This is a genomic window from Salinispora tropica CNB-440, from assembly GCF_000016425.1.
Taxonomy (GTDB): Bacteria; Actinomycetota; Actinomycetes; order Mycobacteriales; family Micromonosporaceae; genus Micromonospora; species Micromonospora tropica.
The window spans coordinates 3,363,433-3,384,675 of sequence record NC_009380.1 but is presented as its reverse complement, the minus strand read 5'-3'; the positions used below and the strand labels follow the sequence as shown (position 1 = coordinate 3,384,675).

15 protein-coding genes and 2 pseudogenes are annotated in these 21,243 nt (G+C 68.2%); 6 read left to right on the top strand and 11 right to left on the bottom strand.

The window, feature by feature from the left end:
- Positions 1-1,392 carry a GH1 family beta-glucosidase gene (locus tag STROP_RS14820; protein ID WP_012014174.1) on the bottom strand — a complete coding sequence of 464 codons (1,392 nt, stop codon included), beginning with the start codon at positions 1,390-1,392 and terminating at the stop codon, positions 1-3.
- 743 nt (positions 1,393-2,135) lie between these two features.
- On the opposite strand from STROP_RS14820, the gene STROP_RS14815 reads away from it, so the two are divergent.
- Entirely contained in the window at positions 2,136-5,027 is a 2,892-nt protein-coding gene (locus STROP_RS14815) for a glycoside hydrolase family 48 protein (RefSeq protein ID WP_043535406.1), read from the top strand.
- 220 nt (positions 5,028-5,247) lie between these two features.
- On the opposite strand, the gene STROP_RS14810 is transcribed toward STROP_RS14815, so the two are convergent.
- Positions 5,248-5,967, bottom strand: a complete 720-nt coding sequence (locus STROP_RS14810; RefSeq protein WP_012014172.1) for a DUF3159 domain-containing protein — start codon at positions 5,965-5,967, stop codon at positions 5,248-5,250.
- A gap of 408 nt (positions 5,968-6,375) precedes the next feature.
- Here STROP_RS14810 and STROP_RS14805 point away from each other — a divergent pair, with 408 nt between their 5' ends.
- Entirely contained in the window at positions 6,376-7,416 is a 1,041-nt protein-coding gene (locus STROP_RS14805; RefSeq protein WP_012014171.1) for a S1 family peptidase, read from the top strand.
- A 369-nt stretch (positions 7,417-7,785) separates the two neighbouring features.
- Positions 7,786-9,681 (top strand): glycerophosphodiester phosphodiesterase family protein, encoded by a 1,896-nt coding sequence (locus STROP_RS14800; RefSeq protein WP_012014170.1) that lies wholly within the window; start codon positions 7,786-7,788, stop codon positions 9,679-9,681.
- A gap of 252 nt (positions 9,682-9,933) precedes the next feature.
- Here the strand turns inward: STROP_RS14800 and STROP_RS14795 are convergent, their stop codons facing one another.
- From STROP_RS14795 to STROP_RS14770, 7 genes are all read right to left on the bottom strand, one after another.
- On the bottom strand, positions 9,934-10,968 hold the full coding sequence (locus STROP_RS14795) for a DUF4034 domain-containing protein (RefSeq protein ID WP_012014169.1): 1,035 nt from the start codon (positions 10,966-10,968) through the stop codon (positions 9,934-9,936).
- A gap of 139 nt (positions 10,969-11,107) precedes the next feature.
- Positions 11,108-11,260 carry an AAA family ATPase gene (locus tag STROP_RS24890; RefSeq protein WP_238380235.1) on the bottom strand — a complete coding sequence of 51 codons (153 nt, stop codon included), beginning with the start codon at positions 11,258-11,260 and terminating at the stop codon, positions 11,108-11,110.
- Between the two features lie 131 nt (positions 11,261-11,391).
- Positions 11,392-13,740, bottom strand: coding sequence for a glycoside hydrolase family 9 protein (locus STROP_RS14790; protein ID WP_274378087.1), 2,349 nt, complete (start codon positions 13,738-13,740; stop codon positions 11,392-11,394).
- A gap of 132 nt (positions 13,741-13,872) precedes the next feature.
- Positions 13,873-14,655, bottom strand: coding sequence for a bestrophin-like domain (locus tag STROP_RS14785; protein ID WP_026275233.1), 783 nt, complete (start codon positions 14,653-14,655; stop codon positions 13,873-13,875).
- A gap of 153 nt (positions 14,656-14,808) precedes the next feature.
- Positions 14,809-15,189, bottom strand: coding sequence for an ArsR/SmtB family transcription factor (locus tag STROP_RS14780; RefSeq protein WP_012014165.1), 381 nt, complete (start codon positions 15,187-15,189; stop codon positions 14,809-14,811).
- 108 nt (positions 15,190-15,297) lie between these two features.
- A complete protein-coding gene (locus STROP_RS14775) occupies positions 15,298-15,882 on the bottom strand; it encodes an AAA family ATPase (RefSeq protein ID WP_012014164.1) in 585 nt (194 codons plus the stop codon).
- A 75-nt stretch (positions 15,883-15,957) separates the two neighbouring features.
- On the bottom strand, positions 15,958-16,287 hold the full coding sequence (locus STROP_RS14770; RefSeq protein WP_018830965.1) for a helix-turn-helix transcriptional regulator: 330 nt from the start codon (positions 16,285-16,287) through the stop codon (positions 15,958-15,960).
- A gap of 287 nt (positions 16,288-16,574) precedes the next feature.
- On the opposite strand from STROP_RS14770, the gene STROP_RS14765 reads away from it, so the two are divergent.
- Both STROP_RS14765 and STROP_RS25410 read left to right on the top strand, forming a co-directional pair.
- On the top strand, positions 16,575-17,543 hold the full coding sequence (locus STROP_RS14765; protein WP_012014162.1) for a TerC family protein: 969 nt from the start codon (positions 16,575-16,577) through the stop codon (positions 17,541-17,543).
- Positions 17,544-17,573: 30 nt separating this feature from the next.
- Positions 17,574-17,839 (top strand): annotated as a pseudogene (locus STROP_RS25410) (P-loop NTPase family protein); the annotation flags it as partial.
- A gap of 41 nt (positions 17,840-17,880) precedes the next feature.
- On the opposite strand, the gene STROP_RS14755 reads toward STROP_RS25410, so the two are convergent.
- Entirely contained in the window at positions 17,881-18,468 is a 588-nt protein-coding gene (locus STROP_RS14755) for a TetR/AcrR family transcriptional regulator (protein ID WP_012014160.1), read from the bottom strand.
- Between the two features lie 153 nt (positions 18,469-18,621).
- Between STROP_RS14755 and STROP_RS14750 the strand changes: the two genes are divergently transcribed.
- Positions 18,622-19,551, top strand: coding sequence for an alpha/beta hydrolase family protein (locus STROP_RS14750; protein ID WP_012014159.1), 930 nt, complete (start codon positions 18,622-18,624; stop codon positions 19,549-19,551).
- A gap of 122 nt (positions 19,552-19,673) precedes the next feature.
- On the opposite strand, the pseudogene STROP_RS14745 reads toward STROP_RS14750, so the two are convergent.
- Positions 19,674-21,203: pseudogene (locus tag STROP_RS14745) on the bottom strand (ricin-type beta-trefoil lectin domain protein); the annotation flags it as partial.
- Between the last annotated feature and the right edge of the window lie 40 nt (positions 21,204-21,243).

Here is a 21,243-nt window from a genome sequence, read left to right as displayed (position 1 = left end):
TCAGAACCCGCCGGCCGCGATCACCTCGCGGTACCAGTGTGCGCTGCGCTTGGGCACGCGGCGTTGGGTCGGGTAGTCCACGTACACCAGCCCCCAGCGCTGGTCGTAGCCTTCGGCCCACTCGAAGTTGTCCAGCAGCGACCAGACGTGGAAGCTCTCCAGCGGTACCCCATCGGCGATGGCGCGGTGCGCGGCGGCCAGATGGTCCCGGAGGAACTGGATCCGCTCGCCGTCGTCGACCGTCCCGTCGGCGGCGAGGGTGTCGGGGGTGGGCAGGCCGTTCTCGGTGACGGTCAGCGGGATCGGGCCGTAGTCCCGGGTGACCCGGGTGAGGATGTCGTACATGCCCTCGGGGTAGATCTGCTGCCAGGAGGCCTCGGAGGTGGGCCAGCGCCGTACGGTGGTGCCCGCGGCGGTGACGTAGTACGGGGTGTAGTACTGCACCGCCAGTAGGTCAACGGGGGCGGAGATGATGTCGAGGTCGCCGTCGTGGATGCCGCGGACCATGCGGTGGTCTGGGCCGAGGTCGTCGAGAACGTCCTGGGGGTAGCGACCGGTGAGCGTCGAGTCGAGGTAGAGCCGGTTCTCGTAGCCGTCGTAGCGCCAGGTGGCCTCGGTCGTGCCGGGGGAGGAGTCGGCCGGGTAGCACGGGTGCAGGTTGAACGCCGGACCGATGCGACCGGTCCCACCGAGGGCCCGGTACGCCCGGACGGCCAATCCGTGCGCGAGTTGCAGGTGGTGCGCGACCAGATACGCGGCCTGCGGGTCCTGGTGACCGGGGGCGTGGTGGCCGGAGAGGTAGCCGTTCTGCACGACGGTCTTCGGTTCGTTGATGGTGAGCCAGGTCGGCACCCGGTCCCCGAGAGCCCGGAAGACGTGGTCGGCGTAGTCGGCGAAGCGGTGGGTGACCTCCCGGGACTCCCAGCCGCCCCGGTCCTGGAGTGCCTGGGGAAGGTCCCAGTGGAACAACGTCGCCACCGGCTGAATGCCGCGGTCGTGTAGCCCGTCGAGAAGACGGCGGTAGAAGTCCAGCCCGCGCTGGTTGGGCGCACCGGTGCCGTCGGGCTGGATGCGAGGCCAGGCAATGGAGAACCGGTAGCTGCGCAGGCCCAACTCGGCCATGAGGTCGAGGTCCGCATCGTAGCGGTGGTAGTGGTCCGCGGCGATGTCACCGGTGTCGCCGTTGTGGACCCGCCCGGGGGTGTGGCTGAAGGTGTCCCAGATTGACTCGCCCCGGCCGTCCTCCTTGGCCGCGCCCTCGATCTGGTAGGCGGAGGTGGCGGCTCCCCAGCCGAAGCCGGGCGGGAAGCGCAGGGTGCCCGCCGGCTTACGCTCCAGGCTGTCGGGGGAAGCGGCGTGGGGGAGCGGCTGCTGTCGGGGGTGTGTCGACATCGGGGGAGTCTCCTCTGTTAGTTCTGAAGCGGCCCGGGAGCGCTCCCAATGCTGACAGAATACCCCTCTGGCCCTCCCGGCGGGAGTCCGGGAGCGAGGGGATTCCAGGCAGTGCGTGGAGTCAGGTGCACGCTTCGTGCCCGTCTCGGCGGCCGAGATGGGGGCGGGGGAGGGCAGCCCCCGCCCCCATCGGTGCTGGACACGTTGGGTCGGACGATGGCGTCCGCTTGCGCGTGTCTGGGGGAGCCGGGTCACGCGAGTGGCTTGTGGACTCACCTCCTTCCACTGTGCGGAGGGGTGGCGGCGGCATCCAGGTTGGCCCGCTGCCAGCCCTCGGCTCCCCGGCCCCGATTCGGGGTCGGGGCCGGGTGGTCCTCGTGGGAGTCGCGTGGAAGCGCTCCCAGCGATTGGTGTGACTGTAACGGCTCGTAATGTCTTCGTGAAAGCGCCTTAACAAAATTGAAACATCCGACTCTATTGATCGGTTGAGGCTTGTGGGAGCGTTTCCAGGCATGGCAAGCTGATGGTTGAGCCGCCGTCGCGGGAGCGCGGGGCCGAGGGCAGCCGGAAGTCCGGTGCGGCACCCCGACGTGGATGGGCACCCGTCCACGCCACGTCACCGGCCCCGGCCTTGGCCGGGGGTCCTTAACCCGGGTGCCTCGTCCAGCGCAGGAAGAACGGCCAGGCACCCCGCCGGAGTCTCGGCTCCGGCCTGGTCCGAGGAGACACCGCGCATGAGACCCATGAACCGACGCCGCCGCTGGGCGACAGTCACCGCGGCGGTGCTGGCGGTAGCCGGCGGGGCGACCTTACCCGCGCAGGCCGCGTCGGCCGCGCCGGCCTGCGACGTGGTCTACACGACCAACGACTGGGGCAACGGCTTCACTGCGAACATCACCCTCACCAATCTCGGTGACCCGATCACGGGCTGGACCCTGCGGTTTGCCTTCGCCGGCAACCAGACCATCACCCACGGCTGGTCGGCGAGCTGGAGCCAGAGCGGCAACGACGTCACCGCCACCAACGAGTCGTGGAACGGCAACCTCGGCACCGGCGGCACCGCGCAGATCGGCTTCAACGCCGCGTACAGCGGTACCAACGCCGACCCGACCTCCTTCTCCGTCAACGGCGTCCCCTGCGGTGGTGTCCAGCAGCCGCCGACGGTCTCGCTGAACGTGCCGGCCGGGCCCTTCGAGGCGCCGGCCGACGTGCCGCTGACGGCCACCGCCAGCGACCCGGACGGGAGTATCAGCAGGGTCGACTTCTATCGCAACGGCCTGCTGGTCAACACCGACACCACCGCTCCGTACGCGTACACTCTGCCGGGCCTACCGGCCGGCTCCTACATCGTGCAGGCCAAGGCGTACGACGACACCGGGCTCAGCGCCATCGCGGAGCAGTTCTTCACCGTCGCGCCCGCCTCCGGCCCGCAGCTGGTCGCCACCCCCGCCACGGTGGGCGTACCGGAGGGTGGCAGCGCCACCGTGACGCTGACGTTGAGTGCCGCACCGGCTGCGGACGTCCTGGTGAGCCTCGGCCGGACCGGTGACCCCGACCTCACCGTCGCCCCCACCTCGCTGACGCTGACCACCGGGAACTGGAACACCGGTGTCGACGTGACCGTGTCGGCGGCCGAGGATGCCGACACCGCCGGGGGCAGCGCGACGATCACCGCCTCCGCCGCCGGTCTCGCCGCCTTGACGATCACCGCGACGGAGATTGACAACGACACTCCCGGTGGCGACAACGAGTACGTCGCGCGGTTCCTCACCCAGTACGGAAAGATCAAGAATTCCGGGTACTTCAGCTCCGAGGGGGTGCCGTACCACTCCATCGAGACCCTGATCGTCGAGGCGCCGGACCACGGCCACGAGACCACGAGTGAGGCGTTCAGCTTCTGGCTCTGGCTGGAGGCGCAGTACGGCCGGGTGACCGAGGACTGGGCACCGTTCACCAACGCCTGGACGGTGCTGGAGAACTACATCATCCCCTCCTCCGCCGACCAACCCACCGCGGGTGCTTCCGGCACCGCGCAGTACGCCGCCGAGTACGACCTGCCCAGCCAGTACCCGGCGCAACTGCAACCGAGCGTCCCGGTCGGCCAGGACCCGTTGCGGGGTGAACTCCAGTCCACCTACGGCACCGGTGACATCTACGGCATGCACTGGCTGCTCGACGTGGACAACACCTACGGCTTCGGTCGGTGCGGCGACGGCACCACCCGGCCGGCGTACATCAACACCTTCCAGCGCGGGCAGCAGGAGTCGGTCTGGGAGACCGTCCCGCAGCCGTCCTGCGAGACCTTCACCCACGGCGGGCAGTACGGCTTCCTGGACATCTCCGTCCAGGAGCAGAACGCGCCGGCTCAGCAGTGGAAGTACACCAACGCGCCGGACGCCGACGCCCGGGCGGTGCAGGCCGCGTACTGGGCGCTGACCTGGGCCAAACAGCAGGGAAGGGCCGCGGAGGTGGCGGCCACCGTGGCCAAGGCCGCCAAGTTGGGCGACTACCTGCGGTACGCGATGTTCGACAAGTACTTCAAGCAGATCGGCAACTGTGTCGGGGCGTCCACCTGCCCTGCCGGCAGTGGCCGGGAGTCCGCGCACTACCTGCTGTCCTGGTACTACGCCTGGGGCGGCGCGTACGAGTCGGGTCAGAACTGGTCGTGGCGGATCGGCTCCAGCCACAACCACTTCGGCTACCAGAACCCCTTCGCGGCCTGGGCGTTGACCACCGTGCCGGAACTCGAGCCGCGGTCGCCGAGCGCGACCACCGACTGGGCCCGGAGTCTGGAACGGCAGCTGGAGTTGTATACCTGGCTTCAGTCCGCCGAGGGCGCGATCGCCGGTGGCGCGACCAACAGCTGGGGCGGCCGGTACGCGCAACCGCCCGCGGGCACGCCGACCTTCTACGGCATGTTCTACGACGAGAAGCCCGTCTACCACGACCCGCCGTCGAACCAGTGGTTCGGCATGCAGGTCTGGTCGATGCACCGGATCGCCGAGTTGTACCTCGAGACCGGTGACGCCCGGGCCGAGGCGCTGCTGGACAGGTGGGTGCCGTGGGCGATCGCCAACACCAGGCTGGGCGCCGACTGGTCGATACCGGCCGAACTCACCTGGACGGGCCAGCCGAACACGTGGAACCCGACCAACCCGGAGCCGAACACCGACCTGCACGTCGAGGTGACCGAGACCGGCCAGGACGTCGGCGCCGCCGCGGCCTATGCCCGGACCTTGATCGCATACGCGGCGAGGTCGGGGAACGTGACCGCGAAGACCACCGCCAAGGGGCTGTTGGACGCGTTGCACGCCGCCAGCGATGCCCTGGGTGTGTCGACGGTGGAGAAGCGGGGCGACTACGAGCGCTTCGACGATGTCTACGACGCCAGCACCGGGCAGGGCCTCTACCTGCCGCCGGGCTGGACGGGCACGATGCCCAACGGCGACGTGATCGAGGCGGGCCGGAGCTTCGTCGAGATCCGGTCGTTCTACCTCAACGATCCGGACTGGCCGAAGGTCCAGGCGTATCTGGATGGCGGCGCCGAGCCGACGTTCCGCTACCACCGGTTCTGGGCTCAGGCTGATGTCGCGATGGCGTACGCGGACTTCGGACGGCTCTTCCCGAACGATTGAGCATAGATTGGGGATAGAACCGGACATTGTGCCCCGGGGTCGCTGGGCGGACGCGAGAGGAGGCGTGACGATCCGAGAGTCGCCCGATTGGCCGGAGTTTGCCCAATCTGCAAAATGGCCAAAATAAGTGGCCCCCCGGGAACGCGGAGCTGAACCCGACGGGGTAATGTACGTCACCGGAGAGGCCGCTCCCCCCGTGGCGGCCTCTCCCTTATTGCCCTTAACCTGGGCTGCCCGCCGAATCGCGCTGTGGCACCTGCACGGCCTGCGCCGATGTCTCACCCGGCAGCACCGGATGCCGTAGCCCCGGATGGTCGGCCGGCAGTGAACGGCGCACCACCACCCAGCTCACGCCGAGGACGGCGGCTACCAACGGCCAGCTCAGCGCTACCCGGGCCACGCTCAACGCGACCACCTGGCCGCCGAGCCACAACGGCAGGAAGACCGCTACCCGGAGCAGGAAGCTGGCGGTCCAGACCCAACTGCCGAGCCTGTACGCCCGCAGTAGCGCCGGGTCCCGGCGCCACCGGGTCCGCTGTCGCAACACGGCGCCGACGACCACTCCCAGCAATGGCCAGCGGATCACGATGCTGACCATCCAGGCGAGCGCGCTCGCGGCGTTCGCGACGAGTTGCACCAGGAAGAAGTCCTCGGCTCGTCCGGTCCGAAGCGCGATCAGCGCGCCGACGCAGACGGCGAGCAGGCCCACCAGCACCGACCGTGGGCGATGCCCACGACGCCATCGCCATCCCGCCACCGCCGCGCCGGTCACCAGCGCCGCGCCGACCCCGATCGGTAGCGACTCGCCGCCGAGGAGCCAGCCGGCCGCGAACGCCACCGGCGGCACGGTGGCGTCGATCGCGCCACGTCGCCCGCCGAGTAGGTCGGTGAGGGACTCCGGCTCCGGTGTCGGCGTCTGGTGCTCCGAAGTGCTGCCCACTTGCTTCCCTCCCGTCGCGGGACCAGCCCGGTCGACCAAGCTTCGGTCGCGAATCGGTAGACCGACCTCCAAGCTAGTACGGCTGCGGCATTGGGCGATCAGGTGGTGACTTCCCTCCTATCGCCTATTGCCCGAAATGCGGCGGAGTTTCTCTTTCAGGCCGCAAACGAGTGCCGGTGCAACGGTGCGCCTATCGTGGTGATTTTGGCCACACATTTGGTAGGAATTGGACAAAAAGGGTGCTTTGGGTTGGGCAAGTCAACGCCATGTGCGCCTTGCGAAATAATCGAAACATGTGAATACTTCGTTGCACCCTGGGCCGCTTCCCCTCGGTCGGCCCGGGTTGTTCCACCGGCCCCGCCGCCATCGGCGTGGGCCCTTACTCCCAACCCCCAACGGAGATGTCACATGCGAACCACGAAATTTAGCCTACGTCGTGCCGCGGCGGTGGCCGCGGCCGGGACCCTGGTCGTCGGAGTGCTGGTCGGCAGCCCGGCGCAGGCGGCAGCCCCCGACGCGTCGCCGGAAACCGCCGCTAACCTGGCGGAGCAGCTGGGCGACCGGGCCGCCGGCGTCTACGCCGAGGCCGACGGCACCGTCGTCGTCACGGTGACCGACGCTGCCGCCGCCCGGCAGGTCAGCACCGCTGGAGCCACCCCGAAGATCGTCGAGCGTGGTGCCGCCGAGTTGCAACGCGCCACCGCAGAGCTGGAACGCTCAGTAGACATCCCCGGCACCGCCTGGTGGACGGACCCCGAGACCAACCAGGTCGTCGTCTCCGTCGACAGCACGGTGACCGGCGCCAAGCTGGCGCGGGTCGAGGCTGCGGTGGCCCGCAGCGGCGGCGCGATGCGCATCGAGCAGGAGACGGGTGTGTACAGCACCCAGATCGCCGGAGGCGAGGCGATCTGGGGCGGCGGCGGTGTGTGCTCGCTCGGCTTCAACGTCCGCAGCGGCAGCAACTACTACTTCCTCACCGCCGGGCACTGCACCGACGTCATCTCGAACTGGTACTCCAACAGCTCGCAGACCAACTACCTCGGCTCCACCGCCGGGTCCAGCTTCCCCGGCAACGACTACGGCATCGTGAGCCTCAGCGGCTACGAGCCGGGCTACGTCTACCTCTACAACGGCAACTACCAGGACATCACCACCGCCGGTAACGCCTTCGTCGGCCAGTCCGTGCAGCGTTCTGGCCGGACCACCGGTCTGCACAGCGGCTCGGTCACCGGCCTCAACGCCACCGTCAACTACGCCGAGGGCACGGTTCGTGGCCTGATCCGCACCAACGTCTGCGCGGAGCGGGGCGACAGCGGCGGCTCGTTGTTCAGCGGCTCCACCGCGCTCGGCCTCACCTCCGGCGGCAGCGGCAACTGCACCTGGGGTGGCACGACCTTCTTCCAGCCGGTCGTTGAAGCCCTGAACGTCTACGGCGTCAACGTCTACTGATCCCACCGGCCTGTGAGGTCGTCGGACGCCATCCGACGCGCCTTCACAGCCGACGAGGAGCAGGTCAGAACGGGTAGTGCTGGAGAAGGCCCGGCTCCCAACGGGAGGGCCGGGCCTTCTCTGTGCTGCTGGTCAGGGCTGTTTGGTAAAGGTGGAAGATTGTTGGCAACCGCACCGACACCATCGCCTACCGCGCCAGCGGCATCGACCAGAAGCTGACCGGACGGCCCGTTGTCTACCTGATCGCCCAGCACGGGGCGATCTCCGGGGTGTCGCGCGGCTCGATCACGTGACGGCGAGAGGCGATGTTCGCGCCGAGGCCAGCACGGGTTGGCGTGCAGTTCCGGTCCGGTTCCTAACGTCCGGAGCATGATTCATCCTGCTGACCCGATCCTGACCCACGTCAGGGGCCGGACCCGCGGCGTAGCCGCCCTCGTTGCTCTGGCCCTGTCGGCCGGTGTGCTCGTCGCGCTGGCCCCCGCCCCGCCGGCCGTCGCCGGACCCGGCACGGTCACCGTCTCCGAGGACTTCTCCTCCGGAACGCTTCCCGCCGGGTGGCGGGCCGTCGACGGCACCTGGAAGGTGGAGAACGGCCGCCTGTACGGCACCTCCACCAGCGCGGCGCAGAACAACAAGATCACCTTCGGGCGGCACCTGAACGACTTCCGAATGGAGGCGACGGTCCGCTTCGAGTCCGTCGCCTCGGCCAGCCGCTGGACGGCGCTCGGCCTCGACGTACCCGCCGACGGCACCCCGCCCTGGTGGATCGCGACCATGCGCAGCGGCAGCACGGCGTCCAACGGCCTGGAGTTCGCCCAGCGCACCGCCGCCGACACCTGGAACGTCACGAACACCGGCTCCGCACCGTACGCGGCCGGCACAGGCCGGGACGTCCGCGTCGCCGTCGAGGTGCACGGCTCTCAGGCCCGCTGGTTCGTCGATGGGCGGGAGGCGCTGCGGACCACCAGCCTCCAACGCTCCGCGAACGGTGGGCAGGCGCTCTTCGTCAACGGTGCCACGGTCTCCTACGACGACGTCAGCGTCACCGAACTGGCACCCAATGGGTACCTGCGCCCCGAGGGCAGCCCGCCGGCCGTGATCGCCCACCGTGGCGCCTCGGCCGCCGCACCGGAGAACACGCTGGTGGCGCAGGAGGTGGCCCGCCGGGCGAACGCCGACTGGATCGAGATCGACGTGCGGCCATCCCGCGACGGGGTGCCGTTCGTGCTGCACGACGCCACCGTGGACCGCACCACCGACGGCACCGGCCCGATTCGGAACCTCACCGCCGTTCAGCTCAAGGCGCTCGACGCCGGCTCGTGGTTCGCCCCGCAGTATGCCGGCACGACGCTACCTACCCTCGTCGAGCAACTCGCCGACCTGCGTACCCGCGGGGGCAATCTGTTGCTGGAGATCAAGGGAGCACACACCCGCGAGGAGGTCGCGACGATTGTCAGAGTGATCCGCGAGCAGCGGATGAGCCAGCGGGTCTTCGTTCAGAGCTTCGACGTGGCGGCGCTCCGGTACACCAGGGAACTCGCCCCGGAGCTGCCGATCGGGCTGCTGCGGGGCAGCCTGGACGCGGACCCGGTCGCGGTCGCCGAGGACCTCGGTCTCACCGCCTACAACCCGAGCGGCAAGGCGCTGCTCACCCGACCGGAGGTGGTGGCCGACCTGCACGAGGCGGGAGTGGCCGTCATGGTGTGGACGATCGACTCGGCGAACCAGTGGCGGTCGCTGGAGCAGGCCGGCGTGGACGGGATCATCACCAACCGGCCGGCGGAGCTCGCCGGCTGGAACGCCGCGTACCTGCAGCGGCCGGCCGCCACCCCGACCGTCGCGATCGTCTCGCCCGTCGACGGCGCCGTCCTGGATCGCGCCCAGGCTCCGGCCGTCTCGGTGATCGCGACCAACGCCGAGACCGTCACGCTGACCCTCGACGGGAAGCGGATCGAGAACGGCGGGAAGCTGGACCTCACCGGACTGGCCGCGGGCCGGCACACGCTGCACGCCGAGGCCGTGGGGTCGGCCGGTCGCGCGTCGGCGACCAGCACCTTCACCGTCGAGGTGACCCGAGCCGGTCTTGCGTACGTGATCCTGAGCTCGGGTGCTAACCGTGCGGCTCTGAACGCGCTCAACAGCCTGCTCCTCAACGAACGGTACGAGGCGTTGGCGGCCTTCGCCACATGGCAGGCCGGTAAGGGTGTACCCGCCGAGGTGGCATCGGTCGTCGCCGCCGACGCCCGCGTCCTCGGCGAGGACTGACCCCCGAACGGGTGCCGGCGGGCGGGCCGCACGAGCCCGCCCGCCGGTGCCACTCCGTCATCGCCGGAGTCCCGGGCCAGCACCAGCAGGTCGTACGCGTCATACGGTGTACGGACGGCACGCGTCGTCCGTCGGGACGGGATGCCTTGCGGCGCTGACGACAGAGGCCGACGTACAACTGTCGCGGGTCCACAGAAAACGCTGATCTGTGTCGCCGGCTCCTGGCATGGGGGTAGCCGTGCGGAGGTCAGGTCAAGCCCGACGAGCTCGACGGCGAGCTCGGAAGAACGTGCTGGTGGAATTCTTGTCCTCCCACCAGGCCCATGGAACGGGGGTCATGTACCGACCGATCGAGGCGAAGACCGGTGCGGCGTCGCCGTCGCGCCCGGTACGGGCCAGCCCGTAGGCCAGGAAGTTCACGTCCGCGAGCCATTCGGCGTGGCGGCTGGCCGGCTGGTGGAACCAGCGGTGCAGCGCGCTATCCAGATCAGACTGCATGGTCGGGTCCTGTCGCCACCGCTGGCCGACCCCTTCGGAGGTGCCACCGGACTCACGGTTTTGTTCCCAGAGTGCCCACTCACAGGCGGCCCGCACCGGCAGCAGGTGGAGCGGCGAGCCTGGTGGGGCTGTGGCGGCGACCGACCGCGCGAAGTCGAACATCGCCTCGTGTGAGCCACCCCACTTTCGACAGTGGGAGGTTAGTTGGTACACATGACCATCTCGATTGTGGGGGTCCCGGCGGACTAGCTCAGCCCACACCTCATCGAGGTCTTCTCGGGGCGCGCTTTGGTCGATCATGATTCGTAGCCGGTGCGCCCACGGGGTGGGGTCCTCGGGTGCGAGGTGCGTGGCCAGGTCGATGTTCTGTTCGGCCAGGCGTAGGAGGCGGCCGAACTCGGCCCACTGCTCTCGGCGGACGGTGGAGGCCCAATCCCCACCGCGTACCTCCCAGGCTCGTTCCCGCAACGACCCCGCACGTACGAGCTGAGCATCTGGATCGTTGGGGCAGCGTGCCGCCCATTGATCCGTCCATGCTTTCGTGGTGTCGATCCGGCCGGTCTTGGGATCGGGCTTTGAGCCCATCCCGCGGGTAGTGGACTCCGCCATCACCCGGACGTACCGCGCCCGTCGGTCGTAGTCGTCCGACGTGGCCTTCAGTGCCTTCCGGGCCGGCTCGATGTTGGCGTCATATTGTGCCTGCTTACATATCTCGCGCAGCGCGGTGTCGTCCTGCGCCAGGCGGTAGTCGATCTGGAGGGTCAGTAGTCGCCACAGAGTCAAGATCACGGCGACCTATGTTACGGCCGCAGGGACTCTTCCGTCGGTCTGCCTGGGTTGACCGCCGTCGCTGAACCGGCTGCCGATGGTCCACCGACGTCCGATCCTCCTCAACGTCCGTGGTGCCACCAGTCACCGCCCGACGAACTCACGAGCGCACCCCACTGTCGGTCTCACGTTCCTTCATCTCATCGCGGCAGATCGCCGGGCAGCCAATGGACTGGGCGAGAGTGTGGGCGAGGGTGCTCTTCCCGGCACCGGGAGGTCCGCTCACCACGACCAGAGTGGGACGAGCAGTCACCGCATCGTAATAGCCGGTCTCGGATGAGGTGGTCCGGAGCGGTCGGGCCGGCTCCGTCGGCGGCAGGGCCCGCCCGCCTCGTGGGGCTCCCTCCGGCCTGGTCACCAGGCCGGAGGGAGCCCCACGATCACCTAACGCAGCCGACCGCGGGCGTCGCCGTTGTCCTGGTCGGCGACGAAAGCGGCGAGCCAGGCCAGCGGTGCGTTCCAGTTGATGGTCAACTCGTTGGTCGACCAGGATTCGATGTCGTCGAGGTAGCAGAACTGCGGCGCGCAACCCTGGAGTTTCTGCTGGGCGACCGGGTCCTGGATGCTCGAGTTGGGACCGCCGGACAGGGTGCCGCGCGGCGGGTTGGGCAGATCGGTGTTGAGTTGGTGGGCGTACCAGCGGCTGTGCTGGTTCTCCGACGCCACCTCGCCGTACCCGGTCACGTAGGACTGGTTGAGAGCGTTGCGCCCGAAGATGTAGTCCATGGTCTCCAGGACACCGTCGCGGTAGCGGTCGGTGCCGGTGATGTCGAACGCCACGGCCATCACGATGGCGTTGTTCAGGATCAGGTTGTTGGATCCCCAGTCGTAGGTGTTGTCCGTGGGTGCGTACGGGATGCCGTACGGGTGTGCCTCCATCGTGGCGAGATACGTGTCGGCGCCGGTGACGACCGACTGCCGGATTCGTTCCCGGTCAGGTAGGCGGTTGGGCAGGGTCGCCAGCTGGAGTCGGCCGAGCTGAGCCGTGTTGCCCCAGTCGAAGCCCCGATCCCGCCAGACGTCCGTGGTGTGCAGCGGGGAGGCGAGCAGGAAGTCCCGGTATTCGCCGGCGCCGGTGGTGATGAACAGTTCGGCGGCGGCCCAGTAGAACTCATCGGTGACGTTGTCGTCAGCGTACGCGCCACCGCCGTTGCCGTCGTTCGGGTCGGCGTACATCGCGGGGTTGGATGTCGCCGCCGCCCACGCCGTCTTCGCGGCTCTGAGGTTCTCCAGGGCGAACCGCCAGTCGTAGGGCAGGTAGACCCGTGCGGCCTGGGCGGCGGTGGCGGCCAGGTTGAGCGTCGCCGCGGTGGAGACCGGGTGCAGCTCGCGGCGCTTCGGGTCGAGGTGGGGTAGGAGCGGCAGCCCTGTCCAGGAGTCGTCGTGGATCTTGTGGTGGACCATGCCGGCGTAGGGCTGCCCCGCCGGTACCTGCATCTTGAGCAGGAACTCCTGTTCCCAGCGGGCCTCGTCGAGAATGTCCGGCACCCAGTTACCGCTCTCCGGCAGGTCGAGGGTGCCGTCGCGCAGCTTCCACAGCTCACCGGTTCGGGCCAGGAGGGAGCGCTCGTACTCGCTCATCAGCTGATGTACGGAGATACCGCCATTGACGACGTACTTGCCGTGGTCACCCGCGTCGTACCAGCCGCCGGAGACGTCCAGTGAGTACTCGCAGACCCCGGGCTGGCAGGGAACCGACACGTCTCCCTGGTTGGGGGCGACACCGATGTGCCCGGCCGGTCGGCCGTAGCCGGGGCGCAGGTCCTCGCGGATCTCCACGCCGCTGCGCTGGGTGTAGTAGAACCTGAGCGCGTCGAGCCGGAGCTGCTCGTAGAAGCCGGTGCCGATGTCGAAGGGCCGGCTGGTGTCTCCGTCAGTGGTGAGGGTGTAGCCGGTGCCCCTCTTCTGGTGGTCGCCGAAGTCAATGCTGTGTACCCGTTGCCCGGACGACTCATCCAGCCCACGAGGTTGGGTGGTGCCGCTGGCCACGACGGTCCCGGCGTCGTTCCTGAGTTGCCAGGGCAGCGCTTCGGCTACTTCCGTGACGACCGTGGCGTTTTTCGGCCCCCTGGGCAGGTAGCCGACCTGGTTCACGCGTACCCGTGGGCCGGTGTCCGGCTCGTACACGTCCGGCTCGGCGTCCCCGGTCAGGCTGATGTCGTCCAGGCAGATCCGCCATGGCTGGGTACTGCCGCCGATCTGGAACGCGACCTGGGCGTTCGGCAGGTCGACCGGGGAGGTGAAGGTGTAGCGGTAGCTGTCGCCGGAGACGTTCAGCGCCGGGTTGGCGGCGAGGTACTGGGTGTACGGGGCGACCGGGAGTTGGATCAGCGCCTTGCCGACCTTGCCCGGGGTGGCGCTACCGAAGAACCGGAACTCGTAGGTAGCGCCGGCTTGGAGGGCGATGTCGTCCTGGCCGATGATGGCGTCCCACGGGTTGATCGTGCCGCCGGGCACGTCGGCGCAGAGCCTGCCGTCGCTGGAGTCGAGGGTGAGGTTGGCGGTGGACCACCAGGGCACGTGGCCGTCGTCGAAGGTGCCGTTGACGATTTGCTCCACGGCGTCGGCCTGCGCGTTGCCGCCGGTGAGCCCGCTGACGGCGAGCGCGACGACGATGCCGGCGGCGAGCGGCGCGGCGCGTCGCCTCCGGCCGGCCGGTGGATTGGGGGACATGAGGCTCCTCTCGATCCTGGTGATGGTGGCGGGGGTGTCGGCGGCGTGGGAGCGCTCCATCAACTCAGGTGTGCCGATGAAACCACGCCGGGGCGGCGCTGAGAAGGGATGGCAAGGAAACTTCTTCTGCCGCCTTGATCTACCACCCGGCGGCCGCGTGGCTACGCATGGTAACCCCAGCCACTACTGCGGTTAGTTGAAGGTCTGCCTGGCTTTGACATAGGGATCAACGGATACGATCATCGATCCCCGGAATGGCTCGTCGATGCCCTCGACCACGAACAGCAGGAGACTGATCATGGTGGCGACGGCACACACGAGGAACATGAGGGCGCGTCGGGTCCGGGTCGGGATCAGGCAGGACAGAAGAATGACGACCATTGCGCCGAACAGGAGTGCGAACCACAGCGTTGTCGGCAGTGCGGTGGTGGTGTAGGTGTAGCGGAGCTGACGCGCCTCGCTCCACTTTTCGAGCTCGGACATGGCGAGACTGTGGATCTGCCCATCCTTGTCTGACTCTGGATTGAATTTCAGCAACACGTGGTGAACGTTGTTCTCTGCGTCAAGTTCCCCATCCGCACTGATTCCTTGCTGGTAGGCGGGCCAGGCTTCGTCAATCATGAAGTCGGCATGTTGGCGCAACAGATCCTGAAGCTGACTCCGGACGGGCTCGGGCTGTTCGGACACCGTGCGATAGAGCGCACTCAGATCCGCTGCCTCGGTGGCGACCGACCGACTCGCCTGGGTGTAGGTCCCGTACGCGGAGAAGGCGGTCAGGGCGAGCAGGAGTGCGTAGAAGGTGCCGGAGATCATAATGGTGTGAGTGATGAGGTTCAGCCACTTCGGCTCGGCGCCGAACGTCCGCCTGGCTCGCCCATGCAGCAAGAGCACGCCCAACGCAGCTATTCCGACGAAGAACGTCAGGAAGACGAGGAACAGCGCCCAGCCGGGTACCAGGTGGCTCCAGTCGCGCACGATGACCTGCCCCTCGTCCGGAAGGTATTTCATGCCCAGATGAGAGGAGTATGGCAAGTTCGCCGGCCCGGACAGCGGGGGTTTCGCGACCGGGTGACGGCGGTGTTGGTGACCCGGGGGGTAGCGCCGGGTGGCGTGAAGGGGTGCTTCGACCTACGGGGCTGTTGTCTCGGCCCCGTAGGCGAGTAGCGCCGCCAGCTGGTTGAGTACGGCCTTCCGGGCGCGGTAGTACACCCAGGTGCCCCGACGCTCGGCGTCCACGAGCCCCGCTTCGCGGAGTGTCCGGAGGTGGTGCGAGATCGTCGGCCCGCTCAGGTCGAAGGCGGGGGTCAGGTCGCACACACACGCCTCGCCGTTCTCGGCGGAGGCGATCATGGACATCAGCTGGAGCCTTACCGGATCGCCGAGTGCCTTGAACGCCGGAGCGAGTGCGGTGGCGACTTCCGCGGGAACGCGCTGCTGCGCCAGGGGCGGGCAGCAGGGGGTGTCGTCGCCCAGAACGGTATGGGGGAGCGGTGTCGCTTGCTTCGGCATTCGTCTAGGTTGACATTTCTCGAATCAGCCTGCAAGCGTTGACCACGGACCCGCCACCGGCGCCGGCTGCGATGGCTCGATCCTGCCCGGCCTGTTCCCTCCGCAGCGTCAGCCAGCAGTCGGCCCGGTCGACGTCGCTTCCGATCCCGGTCGGCCGAGCTGCGCGACGGTGTCCAAGACCAGGTCGGCTCTGCCGTCCAGCGGGCCGCTGAGCTCCAGCACCGGCGTGTCCGGCCAGGCGTCCAGCGGATCGTCGTAGACGAGTTCCAGCAGTGCGTCATTCGTTCGTGCCCGGAGGCCGGGCCACTCCGTGGCGGGGAGCAGTCGCTCCGTCTCGGGTGTGATCACCGTGATGACCAGCAGGTCGAGATGGGTGAAGGCGACCCGGAGGGGCGTGTGATCGGCCTCTTCCGACGGGTCCGCACCGGCCGCCACCAGGTACGCCAGGTAGTCCAACGGGGTGCGGTCGAAGATCGTGGCGGACGGCGACGGTGGCGAGCAGAGACTTCGCGCCGCGCGTGCCATCAGCGAACGGTAGTCCTCCGATGATGGTGGGTACTGGAACTCGTGCCCCTCCTCTTCGAGTAGGTGGTACGGCTCGTCCACCGCCACGTGGCCGGGTAGCCGGGCGCACAGCGCCTCGACCAGTGTCGTCTTTCCGGTCCCGTGCGTCCCGGAGACCCCGATCCTCATTCGTACGTGCTCCTTGGGTGCTGGCCGGGCTGTGGCGAGGGGTGGAACATGGCGGGGCGCTCTGGGGAGCGCGGGTCAGGGGTTCGGTGTGCCGGCGAACAGGTCGATCAGTTCGCCGATGCGGTGGTCGGCTTCGGCCGGGTGCCGGAATCGGCCGGACGGGTTGACGGTGTACGCGTTGCGCCGGCCAACCCGCTCTCGTTGCAGGTAGCCGGCGGCTTCCAGGTCGGCGACGATGGCCTGCGCGGCGCGTTCGGTGATGCCGACAGCGGTGGCGACATCGCGCAGTCGCGTTGTCGGTTCTCGGGCGATGGCCAGGAGCACGTGAGCGTGGTTGGTCAGGAAGGTCCACCCCCTCGCCCCGTCCGCCGTCCTGGGTTGGGCCGTTGGAGTCATGATCACCATCCTGCCGTTGTCCGGTGTGTTGCCCGCCAATATAGGCACACCAAGACACGAATGCAGCATCGTGACCACACGCTCTGCGGAGTTGACAGGCGAACTTTGCTTCGTGAATACTGGAGCGTAGTTCGAGGGGGAGTACCCGACGCACGACGCGCCGTCGTCAGTACGGATCCGGCCTATCCGGGTCTCGGCGGCGCGGTCGCCGGTAGCCGGTGGCCCGGGAAGACCTTCGACCGGACAGCGCCGGCCCGCTGCGGTGGGCTCGGCTGGTCGAAAGGGTCACTCCGTCCATGTCTGTGTCCTGGTGGGTCTGGGCCATCCTCATTGTGGCCGTCGCCGTGATGCTGTCGATTGATCTGTTCTTCCATCGCGACAACCATGTCATCGGGTTTCGGGAAGCCGCGGTCTGGTCCAGCATCTGGATCGCTGCCGGCGTGGCGTTCGGCGGCATCCTCTGGGTGTGGCAGGGCGGCGAGGTGGCCGGTACCTACTTCGCCGGCTATCTGATCGAGAAGGCACTGTCGATCGACAACGTGTTCATCTTTGCGCTGATTTTCGGCTACTTCGCCGTCCCGGCCGCGTTTCAGCACAAGGTGCTGTTCTGGGGCGTGATCGGTGCCCTGGTGTTTCGGATGGTGTTCATCATCGTCGGTGCCGAACTGCTGGAAAGCTTCTTCTGGACCGCGTACCTGTTCGGTGCGTTTTTGATCTTCACCGGCTACAAGATGGCCTTCCGCCGCGGGGGAGAGACGCCGCCGGACCGCAACCTTGTCGTCCGGATCGTCCGCCGGATCATTCCCACCGACTCGGCCTATCACGGCGACCGGTTCTTTACCCGGATCAACGGCACGCGGGTGGCCACCCTGCTGTTCGTGGTGTTGATCGCGGTCGAGGCAACCGACCTGATCTTCGCACTCGACTCGGTCGCGACGATTCTAGCCATCACCACCAGCACATTCATCGTCTGGACGGCGAACGCGTTCGCTCTCCTCGGCCTGCGTAGTCTGTACTTCTGCCTCGCCGGGTTGCTGCGCCGGTTTGTGCACCTGCACTACGGCCTGGCCGTGCTGCTCGCCTTCGCCGGCGTCAAGCTCATCCTCTCCGAGACCCCCGTCGGCAAGCTGCCCATCCCCGCAACCCTCGGAGTGATCGTGGCGACCATCACGGTCTCCATCGGGTGGAGCCTGCACAGCACTCGCGGGAACACCAGCGCTGCCGCCGAGAACCGGCCCGAGGTCGGTGCGTCGGCAGACGCCTGAGCCGGATCGGCCTCCGTTCTCGACCACCGGTTGGGCACACTCGGCGGCGGCCAGATCGTCGCCCTCGGGTTGGCCGCCCAACTACTGCATCGTCCCGACGTACTGCTGCTCGACGAGGCCACCAACATCCTCGATCTGGTCGGCGTTCAGCAGTTGGAGACCGCGCTACAGGCGTACCGGGGGGCGTTCGTCGTGGTCAGCCATGACGAACGCCGCCTCACCGAGCTCGGGTCCGGCGGTGGTTGCGGATCGACGACGGGCGGCTACGGGAGTTCGCCGCCCCTGACGGCGACTGATCCCGTTCGTGGTGGGAGTGACGTGGGTGGGAGTGATCAGGTCAGGGGTTCGGGCGTAGCCCGGCGATGAGGAGCTCGACCAGGCGGCGTGCCTCGTAGCGGGGGTCGCGGCCCGCGCCGATGCAGAGGTTGCCCACACCGCGCATGAGTTCGTAGGCCGCCACGTCGGGGCGTACCTCACCCGCGGTGGCCGCGGCGTCGAGCAGCCGAGCGCACACCGGGACGAGGCGGTCGAGGAAGTAGGCGTGCAACGCCTCGAAGGCGGTGTCGTCGGACTGGAGCGCTTCGGCGAGGCCGTGCTTGGTGACCAGGAAGTCGACGAAGAGGTCGATCCATTGAGCCAGGGCGGCGTACGGGGTGTCGCTCGCCTCCAGCAGGGTCGGACCAGCCTCGGCACAGGCTTCGACCTGGTGTCGGTAGACGGCGACGACGAGGTCGGCGCGCGTCGGGAAATGACGGTAGATCGTGCCGACACCCACCCCGGCCCGGGTGGCGATGTCGCGTACCGGCACGTCCACGCCGGCGTCGAGAAAGGCGGCGGCGGCCGCGTCGAGCAGGCTCTGCTCGTTGCGTCGGGCATCGGCCCGCTTTCGCGCGGACGTCTGTGGCCCGCCGTCGGGTGCGCCCACGGTGTGTTACCTCCATCACAGGTAGTGGTATACGGAACCATGTTCCGTATTGTAGGGAGCAAGCGGAGCGTTGTTCCGTTTGCTTTGAGCGTCAGACCGGCCGGCTCATGTCCACGTTTACGCATCACCCAGCACAGTCAAGGAGCTTCATCCATGTTCAACGGCGACGTAGCGGCAGGAACACCCTCCCCGATCGTCTCGGTCAGTCCGGTGACCCTGCCGGCCGCGGACCGTGGCGAGGACCTGAGGATGCGGGTCTCGGCCCCCGTGACTGGACGCGAACTACCAATCCTCATCTTCTCGCACGGCTTCGGCAAGTCGATGCAGGCATACGCCCCGCTGGTCGACTACTGGGCAGCCCACGGCTTCGTGGTGGCCCAGCCCACCCACCTCGACTCCCGCACACTGAACATCACGCCCGATGATCCCCGGCACCCGGAGATTTGGCGCTTCCGTGTCGCCGACCTGAAACGCACTCTCGACCACCTCGACGTCATCGAGGCCGCCGTTCCCGGTCTCGAAGGACGACTTGACCGTGGCCGGGTCGCCGCGGTCGGACACTCCTGGGGCGGGCAGACGGTGAGCATGCTGCTGGGCGCACGGGTCCTCGGAGCTGATGGTGTCCCCGGCGAGGACCTGGCGGACTCCCGGATCACCGCCGGCGTGCTGCTCTCCACCACCGGCACCGGCGGGGCCGACCTGAGTCCTTTCGCGGCCGAACACTTTCCCTTCATGAGCCCGAGCTTCACGGAGATGACAACGCCGGCTCTCGTGGTCGCGGGCGACAAGGACCAGTCGCCGCTCTCCGTGCGCGGACCGGACTGGTTCACCGATCCGTACCACCTGAGCCCTGGCCCCAAGAGCCTGCTCACCCTGTACGGGGCGGAGCACTCCCTGGGTGGAGTCGCCGGCTACACCGTCACGGAAACGACCGACGAGAGTCCCGAACGAGTCGCCCTCATCCAGCGAATCACCGTGGCCTACCTGCGAAGCGCGCTCTATCCCGGTGACGACACGTGGGCGACGGTGCGTGCCGCGCTGAGGGATGACATCGATCGTCTGGGGCGGATCTCGGTCAGGTGACGGGGTCGTCGCGTCGGTAGATTCCGTACGCGAGACTGCGGTGGACGCCTACACGTTCACCGCAGTCTCGCGCTCCTACCACTCAACCGCCGCAACGGCAGCGAGGTGGAGTGCGGATTTCCTCACCCAAGACGCCACTTCTGATTGGCGCCACCATGGCACTGGTAGGTTTGCAGTCGAGCGCCGTCGGCGCTGTTCCCATCCTGGACATCAAGGCACTTGTTCGCCTGTGGGTTGACGAGTTCGTCCGCGCTGGTGAGCACCCACTGCTGGGCGGGGTTGCCGCTACAGTGCGCGAGTTGCACCACTGCGCCGTTGTCAACGGACCCCCAGGCCACGTCCATGCAGAGACCGAATGCCCGGATCGTTCCGTCGCCCGGGAATGTCCAGTCCTGGGCGTTGGTACCGTTGCAGTGCCACAGGTGCAGGTACTGGCCGTCGACCCCGTTGGCGCCCGGCACATCGACGCACTTGCTGGCGTACCCGATGATTCTGCTGGTTGATCCGCCGCCAGATGTGGTCAACGACAGCCCGTAGCGAGACAGGATCTCGTTGACCGGTTGGTAGACGGTGCTGCCACCGGTGGAGCAGTTGCCCGAGCCACCCGAGGTGACGCCCTGTGCCTGGGAGCCGGCGACAAAGGACCCGCCGGAGTCGCCGGGTTGGGCGCAGGCGGTGCTGCGGACCATCCCGTAGACGGGGCCGGCAGAGTAGTTGACGGTCACGTTCTTGGCGGTGATGGTGCCGCACTTCCAGCCGGTGGTTCGGCCGGACCGGCAAACCGCGGCACCGACCGCCGCTTCCTGCGAGCCCGTCACCGTGACCACATTGCCGTCGTAGGTGGACACCCACGGCCGGGGGATCCAGCTGGCGTTGGTCTCCACCCAGGCGAGGTCGTCGTCGGGGAACGAGGAACCCCGGATGACCCCCTGCGCGGCACCGGAGCCGGTGGTGGGCTCGCCGACGTTGCCGCAGTGTCCGGCGGTGACGAACCCGCCAGCGACCGCGAAGCCAACTGAGCAGATGAGGCGGCTGTTGATGACAAACTGGTCGCCGCCGCGGATGTCGTAGACCGGGCGGTAGGCGTCAGCGCCGACCACCACCGACACCGCGTCGTCGGGCAGCCCTGCCGCGCGGGCGAAGGTGGTGGCCGCCGCGGCGTTGCTGGCCTGGATCGACACCGTGTTGCTGGGCAGAGCGATATGCCAGGCATGCACCGCAGTGCCGGCAACCGTCGCCCGCCGGTCAAGCTTGGTGGTGAGCTGTCGCAGCTCGGCGAGGCTGCGGGCAACGATTCGGGGCTCCACCCCGGCAGCGCGAACCTGGTCGGCGCGCGCGGGGTCGGTCAGCCCGACCACCGTGGTGCGCCCGTCGGCGGTGACCCAGGTTCCGGCGTACGCCTCGGCCAGCGCGGCCCGCATCCGCGGCTCGATCGAAGACGCGGTGGCCTCAACCGCGAGTCGCGTGGCCAACTCCTCGGCGGAAAGGCCGAGGTCCCGGCGCAGTGCGTCGAGTTGGTCGGCCGGGACCACCGCCGGTTCAGCGGCGGCCGGCGTGGCGGGTGTCTCCGAGGCGGCGGACGCGCCCACGGGTGGGACGACGGTCGGGTTGGCGGTGGCGGGGGTGGCTGTGACAACGAGACAGGTGCTGACTGGACGTTTGCTTCATCTTCGGGCCGGTAATGGCCGATTC

What these genes read in the sequence shown, in the direction of transcription:
- STROP_RS14765 (WP_012014162.1), top strand. Translation starts at nt 16,575, where the DNA reads ATGTCTGTGTCCTGGTGGGTCTGGGCCATCCTCATTGTGGCCGTCGCC.
- STROP_RS14800 (WP_012014170.1), top strand. Translation starts at nt 7,786, where the DNA reads ATGATTCATCCTGCTGACCCGATCCTGACCCACGTCAGGGGCCGGACC.
- STROP_RS14770 (WP_018830965.1), bottom strand. Translation starts at nt 16,287, where the DNA reads ATGGTGATCATGACTCCAACGGCCCAACCCAGGACGGCGGACGGGGCG.
- STROP_RS14815 (WP_043535406.1), top strand. Translation starts at nt 2,136, where the DNA reads ATGAACCGACGCCGCCGCTGGGCGACAGTCACCGCGGCGGTGCTGGCG.
- STROP_RS14805 (WP_012014171.1), top strand. Translation starts at nt 6,376, where the DNA reads ATGCGAACCACGAAATTTAGCCTACGTCGTGCCGCGGCGGTGGCCGCG.
- STROP_RS14820 (WP_012014174.1), bottom strand. Translation starts at nt 1,392, where the DNA reads ATGTCGACACACCCCCGACAGCAGCCGCTCCCCCACGCCGCTTCCCCC.
- STROP_RS14780 (WP_012014165.1), bottom strand. Translation starts at nt 15,189, where the DNA reads ATGCCGAAGCAAGCGACACCGCTCCCCCATACCGTTCTGGGCGACGAC.
- STROP_RS14750 (WP_012014159.1), top strand. Translation starts at nt 18,622, where the DNA reads ATGTTCAACGGCGACGTAGCGGCAGGAACACCCTCCCCGATCGTCTCG.
- STROP_RS14790 (WP_274378087.1), bottom strand. Translation starts at nt 13,740, where the DNA reads ATGGAGCGCTCCCACGCCGCCGACACCCCCGCCACCATCACCAGGATC.
- STROP_RS14775 (WP_012014164.1), bottom strand. Translation starts at nt 15,882, where the DNA reads ATGAGGATCGGGGTCTCCGGGACGCACGGGACCGGAAAGACGACACTG.